This window comes from Kitasatospora sp. NPDC087314 (genome assembly GCF_044744365.1).
In the GTDB taxonomy this organism is placed as follows: domain Bacteria; phylum Actinomycetota; class Actinomycetes; order Streptomycetales; family Streptomycetaceae; genus Kitasatospora.
On the sequence record NZ_JBIUYE010000009.1, the window covers coordinates 11,333 to 30,845 of the forward strand.

Sequence of the window (19,513 nt, forward strand, 5' to 3'; positions counted from 1 at the left end):
CGGACGCCGAAGGGGTGGCCCTCCCCCAGTGGGAGGGCCACCCCTTCGGCGGTCGGGAAAGGCTCAGCCCTTCTGCATGACCTCGGGCTCGTGGCGGCGCTGGAGCCTGGTCACGACGACGCCGATGACGATCGAGATCACGATCAGCGCGCCCGCGTCGATCGACCACTGGGCGACGCTGTTGGTCCACAGCGGGTCGTACTTGGGGTTCTGGAAGTCCTTGTTCCAGGGGCCCATGAGCTTCGACAGGTCGAGCGTGGTGGCCACGATGCCGGTGCCCCAGCGGGCCGGCATCAGCCAGGCGCCCTGCTCCAGGCCGGGCTTGCTGAAGATCTGGAACAGGCAGCCGGTGAAGACGACCTGGATGATCGCGAACATGACCAGCAGCGGCATGGTCTTCTCGGAGGTCTTCACCAGGGCCGAGATCATCAGGCCGAACATCATCGCGGTGAAGCTGAGCAGGATCATGCCGATGGTCATCTCGATGATCGGCAGGTTCTTGACGATCAGGCCGTGCTCGGGGAGCTTGCGCGGCAGGAAGCCGACGGCGGAGACGATGGCGCCCTGGATCACGCTGAAGAAGCCCAGCACGATGATCTTGGACATCATGTACGCCGAGCGGGAGAGCCCGGTGGCCCGTTCTCGCTCGTAGATCGCCCGCTCCTTGATCAACTCGCGGACCGAGTTGGCCGCCCCGGAGAAGCAGGCGCCGATCGCCAGGATCATGAGGATCGTCGCCGCGCCGCTGTTGAGGTGGAGCTGCGTCTTCGGGTTGGGCGCCAGGCCCGCCTCGTTGGGCACCAGCACGCTGACCGCGCCGATGACGGCGGGCAGCAGCACCGACAGGGCCAGGAAGCCGCGGTCCGAGGCGAGCACCGACAGGTAACGGCGGATCAGCGTCCACAGCTGCGAGCCCCAGCTCTGCGGCTTGGGCGGGCGGACCGCCTCCTGCGCGACCTGGGCGTGCTGCACCTCGCCCGCGTCCACGTCGGGGGCGGAGTACTGCTGGTAGTGCACCGAACCGCGGTAGCGGCCGGCCCAGTCGTGGTCCGGGTAGTTCTCGAAGGCCTGGAAGACGTCCGCCCAGGTCTCGTACCCGAAGAAGTGCAGCGCCTCGTCCGGCGGGCCGAAGTAGGCCACCGATCCACCCGGAGCCATCACCAGCAGCCGGTCGCAGAGCGCGAGTTCGGCCACCGAGTGGGTCACGACCAGGATGGTGCGGCCGTCGTCGGCGAGGCCGCGCAGCATCTGCATGACCTCGCGGTCCATGCCCGGGTCGAGGCCCGAGGTGGGCTCGTCCAGGAAGATCAGCGACGGCTTGGTGAGCAGCTCCAGGGCCACCGAGACGCGCTTCTGCTGGCCGCCGGAGAGCGCGGTGATGCGGTTGTCGGCGCGCTTGTCCAGGCGCAGCTCGTACAGCACCTCGTCGATCCGGGCCTCGCGCTCGCGCGCCTCGGTGTCACCGGGGAAGCGCAGCCGGGCCGCGTACTTGAGTCCGGTGCGGACGGTGAGTTCCTTGTGCAGGATCTCGGACTGCGGCACCAGGCCGATGCGCGAGCGGAGTTCGGCGAACTGCTTGTAGAGGTTGCGGCCGTCGTACAGCACCTCGCCGCGGTCGGCCGGGCGGTAGCCGGTGAGGGCGCGCAGCAGGGTCGACTTGCCGGAGCCGGACGGGCCGATGACGGCGACCAGGGACTTCTCCGGGACGCCGAAGCTGACGTCGTTGAGCAGGACCTTCTTGGCGCCCTTGTGCTCGACCTCGACGGTCAGGTGGCGGGCCGAGAAGGAGACCGCACCGGTGTCGACGAACTCCTGCAGCTGGTCGCCGACCAGGACGAAGCTGGAGTGCCCGACGGTCAGCCGGTCCTGCGGGCCCATCAGCTGGCGCTGCACCCGCTCGCCGTTGAGGAAGATCCCGTTGTGGCTGCCGAGGTCGACGATCTCGTAGCGGCCGTCCTGGAGTTGACGCAGTTCGGCGTGGTGGCGGGAGACCTGGAGGTCGGAGACCACGATGTCGTTGTCGAGCGCGCGGCCGATCCGGACGGTGCGCATCGCGGCCGTCAGGTTGCGGATGATCGTCGGCTGCGGGCCGCCGGCGTCCTGGGCGGCGGGCGGGAAGGCCTGCTGCTGCGGGAAGCCGCCCTGCTGGGCCGGGAAGGCCTGCTGCTGCGGGAACGGCTGCGGTTGTCCCGCCCAGGCCTGCTCGGGCTGCGGCGGGAAGGGGGCCGGTGGCGGCGCCCAGCCCTGCTGCGGGCCCGGCGGCTGGGGCGTCGGCACGGCGCCGCGGCTGGTGGCGGCCTCGTGCCAGGCCGGGGCCTGGGGGGCGGCGGCGTGCGGGGCGGCGACGTGGGCGGGCGCGGAGAAGCCGAGCCGGGGGCCGTTCTCGGGGTTGCCGAGGTTGACGACGGCGCCGGGGAACAGCTGGGCCTGCATCGTACGGGCGCCGGCCACGTAGGTGCCGTTGGTGCTGCCGTGGTCGTCCAGCTGCCAGCTGCTACCGGTGAAGCTGATGGTCCCGTGGTGCCAGGAGACCCTGGCGTCCTCGAACGGGAAGTCCGACTGCGGGTTGCGCCCGATGGTGTAGGACCGCCCGGGCTCAAGAGTCCGCTGCTGTCCGTTGATATCAATGACGAGTTGCGGCACTGCTCGCCTGCCCCGCTCTCTCGGTTCCCCCGAATTGTGGCCCCCGACCAGGGGTGCGATGTTTCTGAAACTGACGGGGGGAATCATTCCAGCCTGCCGACCGCCGATAAAAGTCACCCCGGGTGACTGTGACCAGCCTGCTACCCGGGCACCCGTCCGCGACGTGGGACGGGTGCCCTGGGCCCGCCGGTCGGCGGGTAGCGTGGGAGGCACCATGAACGCATCGCCCCTGGCCGCTGAGCCCCTCCCCGCCGCCCAGCCCCGGACCGCGGACGAGCGCACCCTGCTCGTCAAGGTGTTCGGCAAGGACCGCCCCGGCATCACCGCCGGCCTCTTCACCACCCTCGCCGGCTTCGCCGTCGACGTGATCGACATCGAGCAGGTCGTGACCCGTGGCCGCATCACGCTCTGCGCACTGGTCACCCCGCCCACCGCCCCCGGCGCCGAGGGCGGCCTGCGGGCCACCGTGCACCGCTGGGCGGAGGAGCAGAAGCTCCAGGCCGAGATCCTCTCCGGCATCGGCGACAACCGGCCGCGCCGCGAGGGCCGTTCGCACGTCACCGTGCTCGGCCACCCGCTGACCTCCGCCGCGGTCTCCGCGCTCACCTCCCGGATCACCGCGGCGGGCGGCAACATCGACCGCGTCTTCCGGCTCGCCAAGTACCCGGTGACGGCGGTCGAGCTGGCCGTGTCCGGTGTGGCCACCGACGAGCTGCGGGCCGAGCTGGCCCAGGAGGCGTCCACCCAGCGGGTGGACGTCGCGGTGGTCGCGGCCGGACTGGAGCGCCGGGCCAAGCGCCTGGTGGTGATGGACGTCGACTCCACGCTCATCCAGGACGAGGTGATCGAGCTGTTCGCGGCCCACGCGGGCTGCGAGGAGGAGGTCGCCGAGGTGACGGCGGCGGCGATGCGCGGCGAGCTGGACTTCGCCGAGTCGCTGCGGGCCCGGGTGGCACTGCTGGCCGGGCTGGACGCCTCGGTGACCGAGAAGGTGCGCGCGGAGGTCCGCTTCACGCCGGGCGCGCGCACCCTGATCCGCACCCTGCAGCGCCTGGGCTTCCAGGTCGCGGTGGTCTCGGGCGGGTTCACCCAGGTCACCGACCACCTGGTCGAGCAGCTGGGGCTGGACTTCGCGGCGGCCAACACCCTGGAGGTGGTGGACGGCCGGTTCACCGGCCGGGTGACCGGCGAGATCGTGGACCGGGCGGGCAAGGCGCGTTGGCTGGCCAGGTTCGCCGAGCAGGCGAAGGTGCCGCTGGAGCAGACGGTGGCGATCGGCGACGGCGCCAACGACCTGGACATGCTGAACGCGGCCGGGCTGGGCGTGGCGTTCAACGCCAAGCCGGTGGTGCGCGAGGCCGCCGACACCGCGGTCAACGTGCCGTTCCTGGACACCGTGCTGTACCTGCTGGGCATCACCCGCGAGGAGGTCGAGGCGGCCGACGCGCTCGACGGCAGCGTGACCGAGTAGGGGCCTGAGGACGTATGAGAGGGGCGCGCGGACCTGTCCGCGCGCCCATCCTCGTCAGGGATCCCCGGGGGATCAGTCCTGCGGCGTGTAGTACGACACCAGCTCGGCCATGCCCGGCTCGACGCCCTTCCAGGAGCCGCCGAAGCTGAGCACCGCGATCGCCGCCGTCGGGAAGCCCCCGAGCCGCAGCCGCTCCAGCGCGTCCCGGTCGCCCGCGTCCCCGGCCAGCACCTGGGTCAGGCCCAGCAAGCCGGGGTTGTGGCCGACCAGTACGACGTCCGAGTACTCCTCCGGGGTCTCCTGGAGGACGGCGATGATCTCACCGGGGCTGGCCTCGTAGATCCGGTCCTCGTACACCGTCTTGCGGGCCCGCTTGGGCAGCTCGTGCGCCGCCAGCTTCCAGGTCTCGCGGGTGCGCAGCGCGGTGGAGCAGAGCACGTAGTCGGGGTTGATGCCGGAGTCGACCAGCCAGCGGCCGGCCTCCGGGGCCTGGTGGCGGCCCCGGTCGGCCAGCGGCCGCTCGTGGTCGTCCACGCCGTTGGGCCAGTCGGCCTTGGCGTGGCGGAGAACGATGATCCTGCGGGGCGTGTCGGCGCTCATACCCAGCAAGCTTGGCAGAAAAGCCGCTCCGCGGCGCGACGCTCCCGGCTGCCGCCACCCGCAGGGGTGGCGAGTGCCATCACGCGCCGTTCGCCCGGGCGTCACCGGGTGTACGGCGCCGGCGGGTAACGGGCCGGAGTCAGCCTATGGCGGCGGCGACGGAGGCGATGATCGCCACCAGCACCACGATGCCGGCGATCGTCAGGGCGATCTGGCCGAGCTGCTTGCGGCCGTCGGTCGGGTTGGGATCGAGAACGGGCATGTCCGGGATTCTTCCACCCCGAACACGCCCGTCGGTCACCGACCCCTCGGCGTTGGCCAGCCCTTGGTCAGGCCTTGACCTGCGCCGCGGGGTGGACCGCCTCGTCCTCGATGTGCCGGGCCATCGCGGCCCGCAGGCCGAACAGCATCTGCGGCACCAGCAGCAGTGCCAGGAAGCCCAGCGGCCCGTACCACTCGCCGGTCATCTGGTAGATCCGGCCGATCAGGATCGGGCCGGGGATGGAGATCAGGTAGCCGACGCCCTGGGCGAAGGCGGAGAGCTGGGCGACCCCGCCCGCGGTCCGGGCGCGCAGCCCGATCATCGTCAGCACCAGCGGGAAGGCGCAGTTGGACAGTCCCACCAGGACCGCCCAGACCCAGGGCGCACCGGCCGGGGCCAGCGCCAGCCCGGCGTACCCGGCGATGCCGCAGGCGGCGAGCACGACGACGAACAGCCGCTGGTCGCCGCGGCGGGCGGCCAGGTTGGGCAGCACGAAGGAGACCGGCACGCCGATCACCATGGTCATCGCGAGCAGCACCCCGGAGGTGCCCTTGTCGACGCCGGCGTCCTGGAAGATCTTCGGCAGCCAGCCCATCACCACGTAGGCGCCGGTGGCCTGGAGGCCGAAGAAGCAGGCCATCGCCCAGGCCGTCCGGCTGCGGGTGATCGGCAGCTTGGCGGGGGCCGAGCCGTCGGCGCGGTCGCCCCGCTCGCGCTTGGTCAGCAGCACCGGCAGCCAGAGCAGCAGGGCCAGCGCGCCGAGGCCGGCCCAGACGCCCAGGCCGTAACGCCAGTCGCCGCCGAGCGCACTGGTCAGCGGCACGGTGACGGCGGCGGCCAGCGCGGTGCCGGCCGACAGCGACATCGAGTAGAGGCCGATCATCGGACCGACCCTGTCCGGGAAGTAGCGCTTGATCACCACCGGGATCAGCACGTTGGAGACCGCCACGCCGGCCAGCGCGAGCGCCGTCAGCAGCAGGAACACCGCGGTGCCACCGGCGAAGGAGCGGGCCAGCACGCCCGCGGTGATCGCGCCCATGCCGGCGGCGATCACCGCGATCGGGCCGATCCGCCGGGCCATCGAGGGCGCGGCGAAGCCGAACACACCGAAGCAGAGCGACGGGACGGCGGTGAGCAGCCCGGCGAGCGTCGGGTTCATCCCGAGGTCGGTGCGGACCTGGTCGAGCAGCGGCCCGAGGCTGGTGACCACGGGGCGCAGGTTGAAGGCGGCGGCGGCGATCGCGACGGCGAACAGCCAGCCGAGGTACTTGGCGGAGGGGGTGGTGGAGGGCCGCTCGGTCTGCGGCCGGGCCTCGGTTCGTCGGGAGGCGGTGGTGTCTGCTGCGGGAGGCATGGACGCCATCATAGAATGATGGGATGAATTGATGCACCTTGGAATTGGCATGATGTGCCGACCCGCTCCCCCACCGGGGCCTCCACCCACCGGCCCCGTCCACCCACCCGTAGTCGCAAGGAGTCCCCGTGGCGCTGTCCTCGCCGAGGCGCACCCCGCTGTCCGACCAGGTGATCGCGCAGCTGCGCGCCCAGATCACCTCCGGGGAGTGGCCCGTCGGCTCGCGCATCCCCACCGAGGCCGCACTCGTCGAACAGCTCGGCGTCGCCCGCAACACCGTCCGCGAGGCCGTCCGCGCCCTCGCGCACAACGGGCTGCTCGACATCCGCCAGGGCTCCGGCACCTACGTGCTGGCCACCAGCGAACTGGCCGGGGTGATGCACCGCCGCTTCGCCGACGCCGACCAGGCGCAGGTCGCCGAGCTGCGGGCCGCCCTGGAGACCTGTGCGGCCGGGCTCGCCGCCGTCCGCCGTACCGACCGCGACCTCGGCCTGCTGGACGCCGCGATCAGCCGCCGCGAGGCCGCCTGGCACTCCGGCGACGCCGAGGACTTCGTCCAGGCCGACGCCTCGTTCCACCAGGCCGTCGTCGCCGCCGCCCACAACGACGTGCTCGCCGCCGTCTACGCCGACCTCGGCGAGGTCACCCGCGCCCACCTGCGGCACGACGTCGGCCCCGAGCTGATCGCCGAGCGCTACATCGGCCACGACACCATCCTGGACGCCATCCGGGCCGGCGACGCCCAGCGCGCGTCCGTCGAGGCCGGCCGCGCCATCGGTGCCTGCGCCCCCGCCGACGCCTGAGACATCCTGGAACGCCGCTGCCCGGCACCCCCACGAGGGTGCCGGGCAGCGGTGTACGGCGAAGCGGTCAGGCGCCGATGGCGTGCAGGCCGCCGTCGACGTGGATGATCTCGCCGGTGGTCTTCGGGAACCAGTCCGACAGCAGCGCGACGATGCCGCGGCCGGCCGGCTCCGGGTCGCTCAGGTCCCACTTGAGCGGGGAGCGGTGGTTCCAGGTGTCGGCCAGGTCGCCGAAGCCCGGGATGGACTTGGCGGCCATCGAGCCGAGCGGGCCGGCCGAGATCAGGTTGCAGCGGATGTCCCGCTCGCCCAGGTAGCGGGCCATGTACCGGTTGGTGGCCTCCAGGGCGGCCTTGGCCGGGCCCATCCAGTCGTACTGCGGCCAGGCGAGCTGCGCGTCGAAGGTCAGACCGACCACCGAGCCGCCGTCCTGCATCAGCGGCATCAGCGCCATGGTGAGCGACTTCAGCGAGAACGCCGAGACGTGCATGGCGGTCGCCACGGACTCCCACGGGGTGTCCAGGAAGTTGCCGCCCAGGGCGTCCTGCGGGGCGAAGCCGATCGAGTGGACGATGCCGTCCAGGGTCGGCAGGTGCTCGCGGACCTGGTCGGCGATGCCCGCCAGGTCCTCCGCGCTGGAGACGTCCAGCGACAGCACGGTGACCGGCTTCGGCAGCTTCTTGGCGATCCGCTCGGTCAGGCTCGGGCGCGGGAACGCGGTGAGGATGATCTCCGCGCCCTGCTCCTGCGCGAGCTTGGCGGCGTGGAAGGCGATGGAGGACTCCATCAGCACACCGGTGATCAGGATCCGCTTGCCCTCAAGGATTCCACTCATGCTCAGTGACCCATGCCCAATCCGCCGTCAACGGGAATGACGGCTCCGGTGATGTACGCGGCCTCGTCCGAACCGAGGAACCGCACGGTGGAGGCGACCTCGGCGGGCGACGCGTAGCGGCCCAGCGGCACGCCCGAGACGATCTCCGCGCGGCGCTCGTCGCTGAGCACGGCGGTCATGTCGGTGTCCACGAAGCCGGGGGCGACCACGTTGACGGTGATGTTGCGCGGGCCCAGCTCGCGCGCCAGCGACCGGGCGAAGCCGACCAGGCCCGCCTTGGACGCGGCGTAGTTCGCCTGGCCCGGCGAACCGGAGAGGCCCACCACGGACGAGATCAGCACCACGCGGCCCTTGCGGGCGCGCATCATCAGCTTGGAGGCGCGCTTGACCACCCGGAAGGCACCGGTCAGGTTGGTGTCCAGGACGGAGGTGAAGTCCTCCTCGGACATGCGCAGCAGGAGGGTGTCGTTGGTGATGCCCGCGTTGGCGACCAGCACCTCGACCGCGCCGTGCTTCTCCTCGATCTCGGAGAAGGCGGCGTCGACCTGCGCGGCGTCCGTGATGTCACAGCGCACCGCGAGGACGTCGTACTTCTCCAGGGCCTCGGGCACCTCACCCGAACGGCTGGTGATGGCGACCTTGTCGCCCGCCTCGGCGAAGGCCTGGGCGATCGCGAGGCCGATGCCCCGGTTTCCTCCGGTGACGAGAACCGAGCGGCTCAACGATCCACCTCTCTCCGTGTGTGAGCACGTACGTCGGAACGCGTACGCAGTGTGACGCTATCGGGCGGTCGGCGGTGGCGGCGCATCGGGCTCCCACAGCGCCGCACCAAAGGAACTGTCGCAATCCGACAATCCGTACCCGCAGCGCCCCGTGCCTGCTCACCTGCCCTGATCGGACCGCGTCCGCAGCGGCGCCCGGGCCGGGCCGGGGTCGATTCCGGGCCGAGCCGAGGCCACCGTACGGGAACAACACGGCCCGGCACACCCGTTGCCCCCGTGGTGTGGGCCGACCCGGGACCGGCCGTACCGATCCCCCAAGGATCCCGGCGAGGAACGAAGGCAGGGCGCATGACCAAGGCACGGCCCCGGAGCACCCACCGACGCGGACGACTGCTGGCCCTGACCGCCCTGGCGGCCGGACTGGGAGCGGCCGCCTGGTCGCTGCGCGACCTGCCGGCGGCGTTCGGGCGACGGCCAGACGGCGAGCACGAGGAGCGGGTGCGCGACTCGCCGCAGTACCGCGACGGCGTCTTCCACAACGCCCCCTCCACCCTGGCCCGGGCCACCACCGCACCGGACATCGACCGCGGCACCATCCGCCGGATGCTGTTCGAGCGCGAGGGCCGCGTCCCCGCCCACCCCGTGCCGACCGTCCGCCCGGCCGCCGGGCCGGGCCCGGCCGCCGAGGGCGTCGCGATCACCTGGTACGGGCACGCCTCCGCGCTGGTGGAGATCGAGGGCTCGCGGGTGCTGCTCGACCCGATCTGGAGCGAGCGCTGCTCCCCCGCCGCGCACGTCGGCCCCAAGCGGCTGCACCCGGTGCCGGTGGAGCTGGAGGAGCTGCCGCAGGTCGACGCCGTGCTGATCTCGCACGACCACTACGACCACCTGGACATGGCCACGGTCAAGCGCCTGGTGCGCAGCCAGTCCGCGCCGTTCGCGGTGCCCCTGGGCATCGGCGGCCACCTGCGCCGCTGGGGCGTCCCGGAGCACCGCATCATCGAGCTGGACTGGGACGAGACCTGCACCCTCGGCGAGTTGGTGCTCACCCTCACCTCGGCGCACCACTTCTCCGGCCGCGGCCTGACCCGCAACACCACCCTGTGGGGCTCCTGGGTGATCGCCGGCCCGAACCGCAAGGTCTTCTACACCGGCGACTCCGGCTACTTCGAGGGCTACGCCCGGATCGGCGACCGGCACGGCCCCTTCGACGCCGCGCTGGTGCAGATCGGCGCCTACGACGCGGCCTGGGCGGACATCCACATGACCCCCGAGGACGCCGTGCTGGCCCACCGCGACCTCCGGGCCGGCCTGCTGGTGCCGGTGCACTGGTGCACCTTCAACCTGGGCCTGCACCCGTGGGCCGAGCCGGTCGAACGGCTGCTGGCCGAGGCCAAGATGCAGGCCGTCCCGCTGGCCGTGCCGCGCCCCGGTGAGCGGGTCGACGTGGACAACCCCCCGGAGCTCGACGGCTGGTGGGAAACCGTCGGCTGACGGCGGCGTGTCCGACCCTCCCCGCCGGGCGCGCTCGGTCGGACACACCCGGGCCGGAACGGCGGCGCACCGGCCGAAATGCGCTGGCCGAAACCCCGTGGACGGGCAATGATGCGGTGCGGGCGCCCCTGTGTGGCGCCGCACCGCCACCCTCCGCGACCAGGGAGCCCGCTTGCCTCCGATCCCTCCGGCCGACCGCACCGGCGCCCCGCACGGGCGCGCCGTCGACCCGCTGTTCCTCGCCTTCCCGCTGCGCACCCTCGCCGACGCCGCCCTCAGCCGGGCCCGCGAACTCGGCGCCTCCCACGCCGACTTCCGCCTGGAGCGGGTCCGCAGCGCCGCCTGGCGGCTGCGCGACGCCCGCCCGGCCGGCACCTCCGACAGCGTGCAGCTCGGCTTCGCCGTCCGGGTGCTGCTGGACGGCGCCTGGGGCTTCGCCGCCGGGGTGGACCTCACCACCGACGCCGCGGCGCGGGTCGCCGAGCAGGCCGTCGCGGTGGCACGGCTCTCCGGCGGGATCAGCCGGTCCGCCGGCTCCGCCGAGCGGGTCGAGCTGGCCGACGAGCCGGTGTACCGGGACGCCACCTGGGTCTCCTCGTACGAGGTGAACCCCTTCGAGGTACCGGACGCGGAGAAGACCGCGCTGCTCGCCGAGTGGAGTTCGCGGCTGCTGGCCGCCGAGGGCGTCTCGCACGTCCAGGCGAGCCTGCTGACCGTCCAGGAGAACAAGTTCTACGCGGACACCGCGGGCACCGTCACCACCCAGCAGCGGATCCGGGTGCACCCCGCCCTGGAGGCCACCTCGGTGGACGAGCGCACCGGGGCCTTCGACTCGATGTGCACGCTGGCCCCGCCGGTCGGGCGCGGTTACGAGTACCTGCGGGGAACGGGCTGGGACTGGGACGCCGAACTCGCCGAACTGCCCGCCCTGCTGGCCGAGAAGATGAAGGCGCCGAGCGTCCGGGCCGGCCGCTACGACCTGGTCATCGACCCGTCCAACCTCTGGCTGACCATCCACGAGTCGATCGGCCACGCCACCGAGCTGGACCGCGCGCTCGGCTACGAGGCCGCCTACGCCGGCACCTCCTTCGCCACCTTCGACCAGCTCGGCTCGCTCAGGTACGGCTCCGAGCTGATGCACGTGACCGGCGACCGCACCGCCGAGCACGGCCTGTCCACCATCGGCTACGACGACGAGGGCGTCGCCACCCAGTCCTGGGACCTGGTTCGGGACGGCACCCTGGTCGGATACCAACTCGACCGCAGCATGGCCAGGTTGAAGGGCTTCGAGCGCTCCAACGGCTGCGCCTTCGCGGACTCCCCCGCGCACGTGCCGGTGCAGCGGATGGCCAACGTCTCGCTCCGGCCCGCCGCCGACGGCCCGGACACCGAGGGCCTGTTCGCCGGGGTGGAGAACGGCCTGTACATCGTCGGCGACCGCTCCTGGTCGATCGACATGCAGCGCTACAATTTCCAGTTCACCGGCCAGCGCGCCTACGCCATCAAGAACGGCGAACTCGCGGGCCAGGTCAAGGACTTCGCCTACCAGGCGACCACCACCGACTTCTGGGGATCGATGGCGGCGGTCGGCGGCCCGCAGACCTACGTCCTCGGCGGCGCCTTCAACTGCGGCAAGGCGCAGCCCGGCCAGACCGCGGCGGTCAGCCACGGCTGCCCGTCGGCGCTGTTCCGCAACGTCAACGTGCTCAACACCCAGCAGGAGGCGGGTCACTGATGGCCGCGATGCAGCCCCACGAACTCGTCGAGCTGGCACTCGGCCTCTCCCGCGCCGACGGCTGCGTGGTGATCGCCGACGAGGAGTCCACCGCCAACCTGCGCTGGGCCGGCAACTCGCTCACCACCAACGGCGTCACCCGGGGCCGCCGGCTCACCGTGATCGCCACGGTCGACGGCGCCGAGGGCACCGCCTCCGGCGTGGTCTCCCGCGAGGCCGTCGTCCCGGAGGAGGTGGAGGATCTGGTCCGCGCCGCCGAGGAGGCCGCCCGCGCGGCCGGCCCCGCCGAGGACGCCCAGCCGCTGGTGACCGAGCGGCCGTCCTCGCCGGACTTCACCGAGGCGCCCGCCGAGACCTCGATCACCGTGTTCGACGCCTTCGGCCCGGCCCTCGGCGAGGCCTTCGCCCGGGCCGCCGCACAGGGCGAGCTGCTGTACGGCTTCGCCCGGCACGAGATCGTCTCCAGCTACCTGGGCACCTCCGCCGGCTTGCGGCTGCGCCACGACCAGCCGACCGGCATGGTCGAGATCAACGCCAAGACCGCCGACCTGTCCGGCTCGGCCTGGGTCGGCGCACCCACCCGGGACTTCTCCGACGTGGACGTCATCGCCCTGCACGCCGAGCTGACCAAGCGCCTCGGCTGGGGCGCCCGCACGGTGGACCTGCCGGCCGGCCGCTACGAGACGCTGCTGCCGCCCTCGGCCGTCGCCGACCTGATGGTCTACCTCAACTGGTCCGCCGGCGGCCGCGACGCCCACGAGGGCCGGACGGTCTTCTCCACGCCCGGCGGCGGCACCCGGGTCGGCGACAAGCTCGGCACCCTGCCGCTGACACTGCGCTCCGACCCGCGCGAACCCGGCCTGGAGGCCGCGCCGTTCGTCCTCGCGCACTCGACCTACGGGAATGTCTCGGTCTTCGACAACGGCCTGCCGATCACCGCCACCGAGTGGATCCGCGAGGGCGTGCTGGCCGACCTGGTCACCAGCCGCCACTCCGCCGACCTGACCGGCCTGCCGCTGCGCCCGGCCGTCGACAACCTGGTACTGGAGACGGCCGACCAGGACAGCGCGCCGACCCTGGACGAGATGATCGCCCGCACCGAGCGCGGCCTGCTACTCACCTGCCTCTGGTACATCCGCGAGGTGGACCCGGCGACGCTGCTGCTCACCGGCCTGACCCGGGACGGCGTCTACCTGATCGAGAACGGCGAAGTCGTCGGCGCGGTCAACAACTTCCGGTTCAACGAGTCCCCGGTGGACCTGCTCGGCCGGATCACCGAGGCGGGTCGCACCGAGCGCTGCCTGCCCCGCGAGTGGAGCGACGACTTCACCCGCGCCGCGATGCCACCCGTGCGTATCGCGGACTTCAACATGAGTTCGGTCAGCCAGGCCTCATAGCCGCTGACCAACGGGGGGATACGAGAGACATGATGGACGAGAAGCGGCTGGTCAAGACGAGCAAGATGCTGTCGCGCATCCTGCGGCACGAGCCGGAGCGGGTGGGCGTCACGCTGGACGAGGCCGGCTGGGTCCGGGTCGACGTACTCCTCGCCGCCCTCGCGGCGAAGGGGAACGGGCTGACCAGGGCCGATCTGGACCACGTGGTGGCGGCCAACAACAAGCGCCGCTTCGGCTACTCCGCGGACGGTCTCTCGATCCGTGCCAACCAGGGCCACACGGTGGTGGTCGACCTCGGTCTGGCCGCCACCGTGCCGCCGCCGGTGCTCTACCACGGCACCGCCGACCGCCACCTGGCCTCGATCTTCCGGGAGGGCCTGCGCCCGATGGCCCGGCAGGACGTCCACCTGTCCGCGGACACCGAGACCGCGGTCCGGGTCGGCGCCCGGCACGGCCGCCCGGTGGTACTCACCGTGAACGCGGCCGCGATGGCGGCGGCCGGGCACGAGTTCCGGATCAGCGACAACGGCGTCTGGCTCACCGACGCCGTCCCCCCGCAGTACCTCTCCCGGCGGTCCTGACGCCGCCACTGGCCTGCCCGGGATGCGCCGGACAGGCCAGTGGCACCCCCGACCGGGTGGGCCGGGCCCACCCGGTCTCGTCGCCGCCGCCGACCGGGCGTACCGTGAGGAGGCCGCGCGGCGAGGCGCGCGGGCGCGCGGACGAGGGCGGTAGGACATGGGCAAGAGCGCCGAGGGCGGGCAGGTCTTCCGGATCACGGGGGCGCGGAGCAGCCTCACCGACGACGTCCGCGGACGCCAGCGCCGCTACGTGGTCTCGATGCTGCTCCGGACGGTCTGCGTGCTGCTCGCGGTGGTGCTGTGGGACGTCCAGCGGTGGCTGGCGTTCGCGGCGCTGGCGGGCGGCGTGCTGCTGCCGTACTTCGCCGTCCTGATCGCCAACGCGGGACGGGAGCGGGCGCCGGGCCTGCCGAGCACCTTCGACATCCCGCTCGACACCCCGCTGATGCTGGGCCCCGGCGGGACGGGTGGGGCGGGTGCGGCCACTGGTGCAGGTGGGGCGAAGGCGGCTGCCACCGATCCTTCACAGGGCCCGAGCTGACCGTCCGTTTCACGGCGGTTCGAGTGAATTCGACTCGAAGAAAGCTCAAAAGAAGCTCAGATTAATCATGCAAGACCTCCCCGTCCGAGGCCCTTGGCGTGACATACTGCGTACGCGCTCCGCATCCCCCGTCGGAGCGACGGACCGACGCCGGGCGGCTCCCCCCGTGGCTGCCCGGCGTCGCCATGCCCGGATCCGGACGGGCCCGCTCCGGGCCGTGCGGGACGCGTGAAACACTGGCGGTGCAGACCACCCGCCTATCGCTGAGGACGGCCCGATGGACACCCCGCAGACGCCGATCTGCTCCGCCAAGGGCTGCCGGGCGGACGCCCGCTGGGTGCTGGTGTGGAACAACCCCAAGCTGCACACCCCGGACCGCCGCAAGACCTGGCTCGCCTGCGACGAGCACCGCGAGCACCTGTCCCAGTTCCTCGGCGTGCGCGGCTTCCTCAAGGAGGTCGTCGCCTTCGCCGACTGGACCCCCGAATCGGCCGAGACCGCCTGACCGGCGCCCGACCGTCCCGACGACCTCGACCGCCTTACCCGCCGATCGCCGACATCGGCCGCTCGGGCTGGTGGAACTCCGGGTCGTCGATCCCGGCCCCGGCCTTCTTGCCCCACATCGCCGCCCGCCACAGCGCGCCGAGCTCGACGTCGTCCGCACCCGAGCGCAGGGCGGTACGCAGGTCCGTCTCCCCGGTCGCGAACAGGCAGTTCCGCACCTGTCCGTCGGCGGTCAGCCGGGTCCGGTCGCAGGCCCGGCAGAACGGGCGGGTGACGGAGGCGATCACGCCCACCCCGGCCGGGCCGCCGTCCACCAGCCAGCGCTCGGCGGGCGCCGCGCCCCGGCGCGCGGACGGCTCCGGGGTGAGCGTGAAACGCGTGCCGAGCAGGCCCAGGATCTCCTCGGCGGTGACCATCGCGGAGCGGTCCCAGCCGTGCTGGGCGTCCAGCGGCATCTGCTCGATGAAGCGCAGCTCGTAGCCGTGCTCCAGGCACCAGGCCAGCAGGTCGGGCGCCTCGCGGTCGTTGACCCCGCGTATCAGCACCGCGTTCAGCTTGACCGGCGCCAGCCCGGCCGCCTCGGCGGCGGCCAGCCCGTCCAGCACGTCCTGGTGGCGGTGGCGGCGGGTGAGGGCGTGGAACACCTCGGGGTCGAGGGTGTCCAGCGAGACGTTGACGCGGTCGAGTCCGGCCTCGCGCAGCGCCGTCGCGGTCCGGGCCAGCCCGATGCCGTTGGTGGTGAGGGACAGCTCGGGGCGCGGGTCCAGGTCCGAGCAGGCCGCGACGATGGCGACCAGTCCGGGGCGCAGCAGCGGCTCGCCGCCGGTGAAGCGGACCTCCCGCACGCCCAGGTCACGCACCGCGACGGTGATCAGCCGGACGATCTCCTCGTCGGTCAGCAGGTCGGGCTTGGCCAGCCACTGCAGGCCCTCCTCGGGCATGCAGTAGGTGCAGCGCAGGTTGCACCGGTCGGTGAGGGAGACCCGCAGGTCGACGGCCTGTCGTCCGAAGGTGTCGAGCAGCACGTGCGTCCCTTCCCGAAATGCGGCCGGCCCGGCCACCGTCACGGCGGGCCGGGCCGGGCCAGCTTAGACCGACCGGCCCATGGTGGGCGGCGTCGCGTCGCCCAGACTCGGCCCGGACGCCGCTCCTTCATCCACCCACCATGTGCCGGTCGGTCTTAGTCATCGCAGCGTGATCAGTGGGCGCCCAGCCCGGTCAGTGCGCGGACCTCCAGTTCAGCGTACTTCGCCGGATCGGGTCGATCCTTGGACAGCAGAGTGGCGATCCACCCGGCCAGGAAGCCGATCGGGATCGAGACCAGGCCGGGGTTCTCCAGCGGGAACCAGTGGAAGTCGGTGTCCGGGAAGAGCGAGGTCTTCGCGCCGGAGACCACCGGGGAGAAGACCACCAGCACCACCGAGCTGATCAGACCGGCGTAGACCGAGCTGACCGCGCCGGAGGTGGTGAAGCGCTTCCAGAACAGCGAGTAGAGCAGGGTGGGCAGGTTCGCCGAGGCGGCCACCGCGAAGGCCAGCGCGACCAGGGCGGCGGTGTTGAGCTTGCCCGCGAAGAGGCTGAGCACGATGGCCACCGCGCCGATCGCCACGGCGGCCCACTTCGCCGAGCGCACCTCCTCCTTCTCGGTGGCCTTGCCGCGCCGGATCACGTTGGCGTACAGGTCGTGCGCGAAGGAGGCGGAGGAGGCCAGGGTGAGGCCGGCGACCACGGCCAGGATGGTCGCGAAGGCGACCGCGGAGATCACCGCGAGCAGGATCGCGCCGCCGGTGGTGCCGGCGCCGCCGCCGAGTACCTCGGCGAGCTGCGGGGCCGCCGTGTTGCCGGCGGCGTTGGCCGCCTTGATCGCCTTGGGGCCGACCAGGGCCGCCGCGCCGAAGCCGAGCGCCAGGGTCATCAGGTAGAAGACGCCGATGATGCCGATCGCCCAGAGCACCGACTTCCGGGCCGCCTTGGCGGTGGGCACGGTGTAGAAGCGGACCAGGATGTGCGGCAGACCGGCGGTGCCGAGCACCAGCGCGATCCCGAGGCTGATGAAGTCGAGTTTGCTGGTGTCGCTGGCCCCGTACTTCAGTCCCGGTTCGAGGAAGGCCGCGCCCTTGCCGCTCGCGCTGGCCGCGGCGCCGAGCAGCTCCGAGGGGTTGAAGTGATACTTGGCCAGCACCAGGACGGTCATCAGCGCGGTGCCGGCGATCAGCAGCACGGCCTTGACGATCTGCACCCAGGTGGTGCCCTTCATCCCCCCTATCACCACGTAGACGACCATCAGGGCGCCGACCGCGACGATGGTCCAGCGCTTGGCGGCGTCCCCGTTGACCCCCAGCAACAGCGCCACCAGCGTCCCGGCGCCGACCATCTGGGCCAGCAGGTAGAAGATCGACACCACGATGGTGGAGACGCCCGCCGCGGTGCGCACCGGGCGCTGGCGCATCCGGAACGCGAGCACGTCCGCCATCGTGAAGCGGCCGGAGTTGCGCAGCGGTTCGGCGATCAGCAGCAGCGCGACCAGCCAGGCGACCAGGAAGCCGATCGAGTAGAGGAAGCCGTCGTAGCCGGAGAGCGCGATGGCGCCGGCGATGCCGAGGAAGGACGCGGCGGACATGTAGTCGCCGGAGATGGCCAGGCCGTTCTGGAAGCCGGTGAAGCCGCGGCCGCCGGCGTAGAAGTCGGCGGCATCCTTGGTCTGCCGCCCGGCCCAGACGGTGATCCCGAGGGTGGCCAGCACGAAGAGCCCGAACAGGGTCATCGTGATGCCGCGGTGCTCCGTGGCGGAGCTGGCGAGCAGGGTCATTCGGCGGACTCCCGGGGAGCGTGGACGACGGCGCCGTGGGCCTCGCGGATCGCGGCGGCGGGCGGGTCGATCCGCCGGTCGGCGTAGCGGGCGTACCAGGCGGCGATGGCGAAGGTGGTCACGAACTGCAGCAGCCCCAGCACCAGGGCCACGTTGATGTGGCCGACGACCTTGGCACCCATCAGGCCGGGGGCGTAGCAGGAGAGCAACACGTAGAGCAGGTACCAGAGCACGAAGCCGATGGTGACCGGGAAGGCGAAGCTCCGGAACGAGCGCCGCAGGATACGGAACTCCTCGCTGTCGTCGATGAGTTGGACTTCCGTAGGAACAGTGGTGATCGGCGGCGAATCCACTCTGTCTCTCCTCACTCCTTCGGCGTAGCGGTCGCACAAGAGGAACGATCGGACGTGAGGGGCGTCACAATCCGTGTGCGCGCCGCGCAATGCTAGGAGCGTCGTGCCCACCCCGAAAGGGGTTGACCGCGATCAGCCAGTCGTTCACCCCCTCGCACTACCCAATTGGCCGAAAACCACCACTCGCGCCACTTCGGAACACCGCCGCCACATGCGGAAGGGGCGGCACCGCCCAACGGTGCCGCCCCTGCTGACGAACCGTCAGAAAGCGATCCGGACCTTCAACGCCGAGCGGTCGTCCATCGCCCGGTAGCCGTCCGGCACACCGTCCAGGCCCACCGTGCGGTCGAACACCAGCCCCGGCTCGATGGCCCCGGAGAGGACGTCGGGCAGCAGCTCGGGGATGTACGCGCGGGCCGGGGCGACGCCGCCGTTGAGCGAAACGTTTCGGCCGAACATCTGACCGATGTCGACGCCCGCGCTGCCGCCGTGCGGGACACCGACGTAGCCCACCGCGCCACCGTCCCGGGCGATCGAGACGGCCGTGCGCATCGACTCCTCGGTCCCGACCGCCTCCAGGACCGCGTGCGCGCCCTGGCCGCCGGTCAGCTCCTTCACCGCCTCGATCGCGGCCTCGCCACGCTCGGCCACCACGTCCGTCGCGCCGAAGCGGCGAGCCAGGTCGGTGCGGGCGGTGTGCCGGCCCAGCGCGATGATGCGGCCGGCGCCCAGCCGGTGCGCGGCCAGCACGCCGCACAGGCCCACCGCGCCGTCGCCGACCACCGCGACCGTCACGCCCGGGCGCACCCTCGCCGACACGGCCGCGTGGTGCCCGGTGGCCATCACGTCGGACAGCGCCAGCAGGCCCGGCAGCAGCTTCTCGTCGCCCGCGACCTCCTTCGGCAGCTTCACCAGCGTCCCGTCCGCGAACGGCACCCGGACCGCCTCGCCCTGGCCGCCGTCGGAGCCGACCTCGCCCCAGAACCCGCCGTGTCGGCAGGAGGTCTGCAAGCCCTCCCGGCAGAACTCGCAGCTGCCGTCCGACCAGACGAACGGCGCCACCACCAGGTCGCCCGGCGCGAAGTCGCGCACCTCGGCGCCCGCCTCCTCGACCACGCCCAGGAACTCGTGGCCGATCCGCTGCCCGGCCACCCGCTCCGCCACCCCGCGGTACGCCCAGAGGTCGCTGCCGCAGATGCAGGCGTTCAGCACCCGGACCACCACGTCCGTCGGGTGCTGGATCACCGGGTCGGGGACCTCTTCGATCCGGATGTCGTTGGGGCCGTGGATCACGGTGGCACGCATGGGATTTCGTCCTTACGAAGACGGCCGTCAGGGGGTGTCGACGGCCGGGGAAGGCATCGATCGCTTGTACGACGTCGATACGGACCACTCTATTCCGGCTGGTC

General features: G+C 72.1%; 18 protein-coding genes. 8 read left to right on the forward strand and 10 right to left on the reverse strand.

Translation table 11 applies throughout. The annotated features are described in order from the left end of the window. Positions 1-63: 63 nt before the first annotated feature. Positions 64-2,643, reverse strand: coding sequence for an FHA domain-containing protein (locus ACIO5E_RS20290; protein ID WP_400669596.1), 2,580 nt, complete (start codon positions 2,641-2,643; stop codon positions 64-66). A 214-nt stretch (positions 2,644-2,857) separates the two neighbouring features. On the opposite strand from ACIO5E_RS20290, the gene serB reads away from it, so the two are divergent. Beyond that, positions 2,858-4,114, forward strand: a complete 1,257-nt coding sequence (gene serB, locus ACIO5E_RS20295) for a phosphoserine phosphatase SerB (protein WP_400669598.1) — start codon at positions 2,858-2,860, stop codon at positions 4,112-4,114. 72 nt (positions 4,115-4,186) lie between these two features. Here serB and ACIO5E_RS20300 read toward each other — a convergent pair whose 3' ends face one another. The 3 genes from ACIO5E_RS20300 to ACIO5E_RS20310 form a co-directional block, all read right to left on the reverse strand. Next, positions 4,187-4,714: a SixA phosphatase family protein gene (locus ACIO5E_RS20300; protein WP_400669600.1), complete on the reverse strand. Its 528-nt coding sequence runs from the start codon at positions 4,712-4,714 to the stop codon at positions 4,187-4,189. Between the two features lie 139 nt (positions 4,715-4,853). Then, a complete protein-coding gene (locus ACIO5E_RS20305; protein ID WP_400669602.1) occupies positions 4,854-4,976 on the reverse strand; it encodes an SGM_5486 family transporter-associated protein in 123 nt (40 codons plus the stop codon). A 67-nt stretch (positions 4,977-5,043) separates the two neighbouring features. Next, on the reverse strand, positions 5,044-6,330 hold the full coding sequence (locus ACIO5E_RS20310) for a CynX/NimT family MFS transporter (protein WP_400669605.1): 1,287 nt from the start codon (positions 6,328-6,330) through the stop codon (positions 5,044-5,046). A 128-nt stretch (positions 6,331-6,458) separates the two neighbouring features. Between ACIO5E_RS20310 and ACIO5E_RS20315 the strand changes: the two genes are divergently transcribed. Beyond that, positions 6,459-7,133 carry a FadR/GntR family transcriptional regulator gene (locus ACIO5E_RS20315; protein WP_280678280.1) on the forward strand — a complete coding sequence of 225 codons (675 nt, stop codon included), beginning with the start codon at positions 6,459-6,461 and terminating at the stop codon, positions 7,131-7,133. A gap of 67 nt (positions 7,134-7,200) precedes the next feature. Here ACIO5E_RS20315 and fabI read toward each other — a convergent pair whose 3' ends face one another. Together fabI and fabG are read right to left on the reverse strand one after the other, a co-directional pair. After that, on the reverse strand, positions 7,201-7,968 hold the full coding sequence (gene fabI, locus ACIO5E_RS20320) for an enoyl-ACP reductase FabI (protein ID WP_400669608.1): 768 nt from the start codon (positions 7,966-7,968) through the stop codon (positions 7,201-7,203). 2 nt (positions 7,969-7,970) lie between these two features. Further along, complete coding sequence (gene fabG, locus ACIO5E_RS20325) at positions 7,971-8,690, reverse strand: 3-oxoacyl-[acyl-carrier-protein] reductase (RefSeq protein ID WP_400669611.1); 720 nt, start codon at positions 8,688-8,690, stop codon at positions 7,971-7,973. Between the two features lie 348 nt (positions 8,691-9,038). On the opposite strand from fabG, the gene ACIO5E_RS20330 reads away from it, so the two are divergent. The 6 genes from ACIO5E_RS20330 to ACIO5E_RS20355 all read left to right on the forward strand — a co-directional run bounded on the left by ACIO5E_RS20330 (position 9,039) and on the right by ACIO5E_RS20355 (position 14,943). After that, complete coding sequence (locus ACIO5E_RS20330; protein ID WP_400669613.1) at positions 9,039-10,184, forward strand: MBL fold metallo-hydrolase; 1,146 nt, start codon at positions 9,039-9,041, stop codon at positions 10,182-10,184. A gap of 181 nt (positions 10,185-10,365) precedes the next feature. Then, positions 10,366-11,919: a TldD/PmbA family protein gene (locus ACIO5E_RS20335; RefSeq protein WP_400670329.1), complete on the forward strand. Its 1,554-nt coding sequence runs from the start codon at positions 10,366-10,368 to the stop codon at positions 11,917-11,919. Further along, positions 11,919-13,316: a metallopeptidase TldD-related protein gene (locus tag ACIO5E_RS20340; protein ID WP_400669615.1), complete on the forward strand. Its 1,398-nt coding sequence runs from the start codon at positions 11,919-11,921 to the stop codon at positions 13,314-13,316. Before ACIO5E_RS20335 ends, ACIO5E_RS20340 begins: the two co-directional genes overlap by 1 nt. A gap of 32 nt (positions 13,317-13,348) precedes the next feature. Continuing rightward, on the forward strand, positions 13,349-13,897 hold the full coding sequence (locus tag ACIO5E_RS20345; protein ID WP_280678346.1) for an RNA 2'-phosphotransferase: 549 nt from the start codon (positions 13,349-13,351) through the stop codon (positions 13,895-13,897). 157 nt (positions 13,898-14,054) lie between these two features. Beyond that, positions 14,055-14,438, forward strand: a complete 384-nt coding sequence (locus tag ACIO5E_RS20350) for a DUF3099 domain-containing protein (protein WP_400669616.1) — start codon at positions 14,055-14,057, stop codon at positions 14,436-14,438. A gap of 277 nt (positions 14,439-14,715) precedes the next feature. Continuing rightward, complete coding sequence (locus ACIO5E_RS20355; RefSeq protein WP_400669618.1) at positions 14,716-14,943, forward strand: hypothetical protein; 228 nt, start codon at positions 14,716-14,718, stop codon at positions 14,941-14,943. A 34-nt stretch (positions 14,944-14,977) separates the two neighbouring features. On the opposite strand, the gene moaA is transcribed toward ACIO5E_RS20355, so the two are convergent. From moaA to ACIO5E_RS20375, 4 genes are all read right to left on the reverse strand, one after another. Further along, positions 14,978-15,967: a GTP 3',8-cyclase MoaA gene (gene moaA, locus ACIO5E_RS20360; RefSeq protein WP_400669621.1), complete on the reverse strand. Its 990-nt coding sequence runs from the start codon at positions 15,965-15,967 to the stop codon at positions 14,978-14,980. Between the two features lie 173 nt (positions 15,968-16,140). Further along, positions 16,141-17,751 carry a cation acetate symporter gene (locus ACIO5E_RS20365; protein WP_400669622.1) on the reverse strand — a complete coding sequence of 537 codons (1,611 nt, stop codon included), beginning with the start codon at positions 17,749-17,751 and terminating at the stop codon, positions 16,141-16,143. Further along, on the reverse strand, positions 17,748-18,104 hold the full coding sequence (locus ACIO5E_RS20370; protein ID WP_400669624.1) for a DUF485 domain-containing protein: 357 nt from the start codon (positions 18,102-18,104) through the stop codon (positions 17,748-17,750). Before ACIO5E_RS20370 ends, ACIO5E_RS20365 begins: the two co-directional genes overlap by 4 nt. A 261-nt stretch (positions 18,105-18,365) precedes the next feature. After that, complete coding sequence (locus ACIO5E_RS20375) at positions 18,366-19,409, reverse strand: zinc-dependent alcohol dehydrogenase family protein (protein ID WP_400669626.1); 1,044 nt, start codon at positions 19,407-19,409, stop codon at positions 18,366-18,368. Positions 19,410-19,513: the final 104 nt, after the last annotated feature.

Coding starts and splice junctions, on each gene's coding strand:
- fabI (WP_400669608.1), bottom strand. CDS start 7,968: ATGAGTGGAATCCTTGAGGGCAAGCGGATCCTGATCACCGGTGTGCTG.
- ACIO5E_RS20340 (WP_400669615.1), top strand. CDS start 11,919: ATGGCCGCGATGCAGCCCCACGAACTCGTCGAGCTGGCACTCGGCCTC.
- serB (WP_400669598.1), top strand. CDS start 2,858: ATGAACGCATCGCCCCTGGCCGCTGAGCCCCTCCCCGCCGCCCAGCCC.
- ACIO5E_RS20310 (WP_400669605.1), bottom strand. CDS start 6,330: ATGCCTCCCGCAGCAGACACCACCGCCTCCCGACGAACCGAGGCCCGG.
- ACIO5E_RS20355 (WP_400669618.1), top strand. CDS start 14,716: ATGGACACCCCGCAGACGCCGATCTGCTCCGCCAAGGGCTGCCGGGCG.
- ACIO5E_RS20375 (WP_400669626.1), bottom strand. CDS start 19,409: ATGCGTGCCACCGTGATCCACGGCCCCAACGACATCCGGATCGAAGAG.
- ACIO5E_RS20350 (WP_400669616.1), top strand. CDS start 14,055: ATGGGCAAGAGCGCCGAGGGCGGGCAGGTCTTCCGGATCACGGGGGCG.
- ACIO5E_RS20300 (WP_400669600.1), bottom strand. CDS start 4,714: ATGAGCGCCGACACGCCCCGCAGGATCATCGTTCTCCGCCACGCCAAG.
- ACIO5E_RS20305 (WP_400669602.1), bottom strand. CDS start 4,976: ATGCCCGTTCTCGATCCCAACCCGACCGACGGCCGCAAGCAGCTCGGC.
- ACIO5E_RS20330 (WP_400669613.1), top strand. CDS start 9,039: ATGACCAAGGCACGGCCCCGGAGCACCCACCGACGCGGACGACTGCTG.
- ACIO5E_RS20345 (WP_280678346.1), top strand. CDS start 13,349: ATGGACGAGAAGCGGCTGGTCAAGACGAGCAAGATGCTGTCGCGCATC.
- ACIO5E_RS20365 (WP_400669622.1), bottom strand. CDS start 17,751: ATGACCCTGCTCGCCAGCTCCGCCACGGAGCACCGCGGCATCACGATG.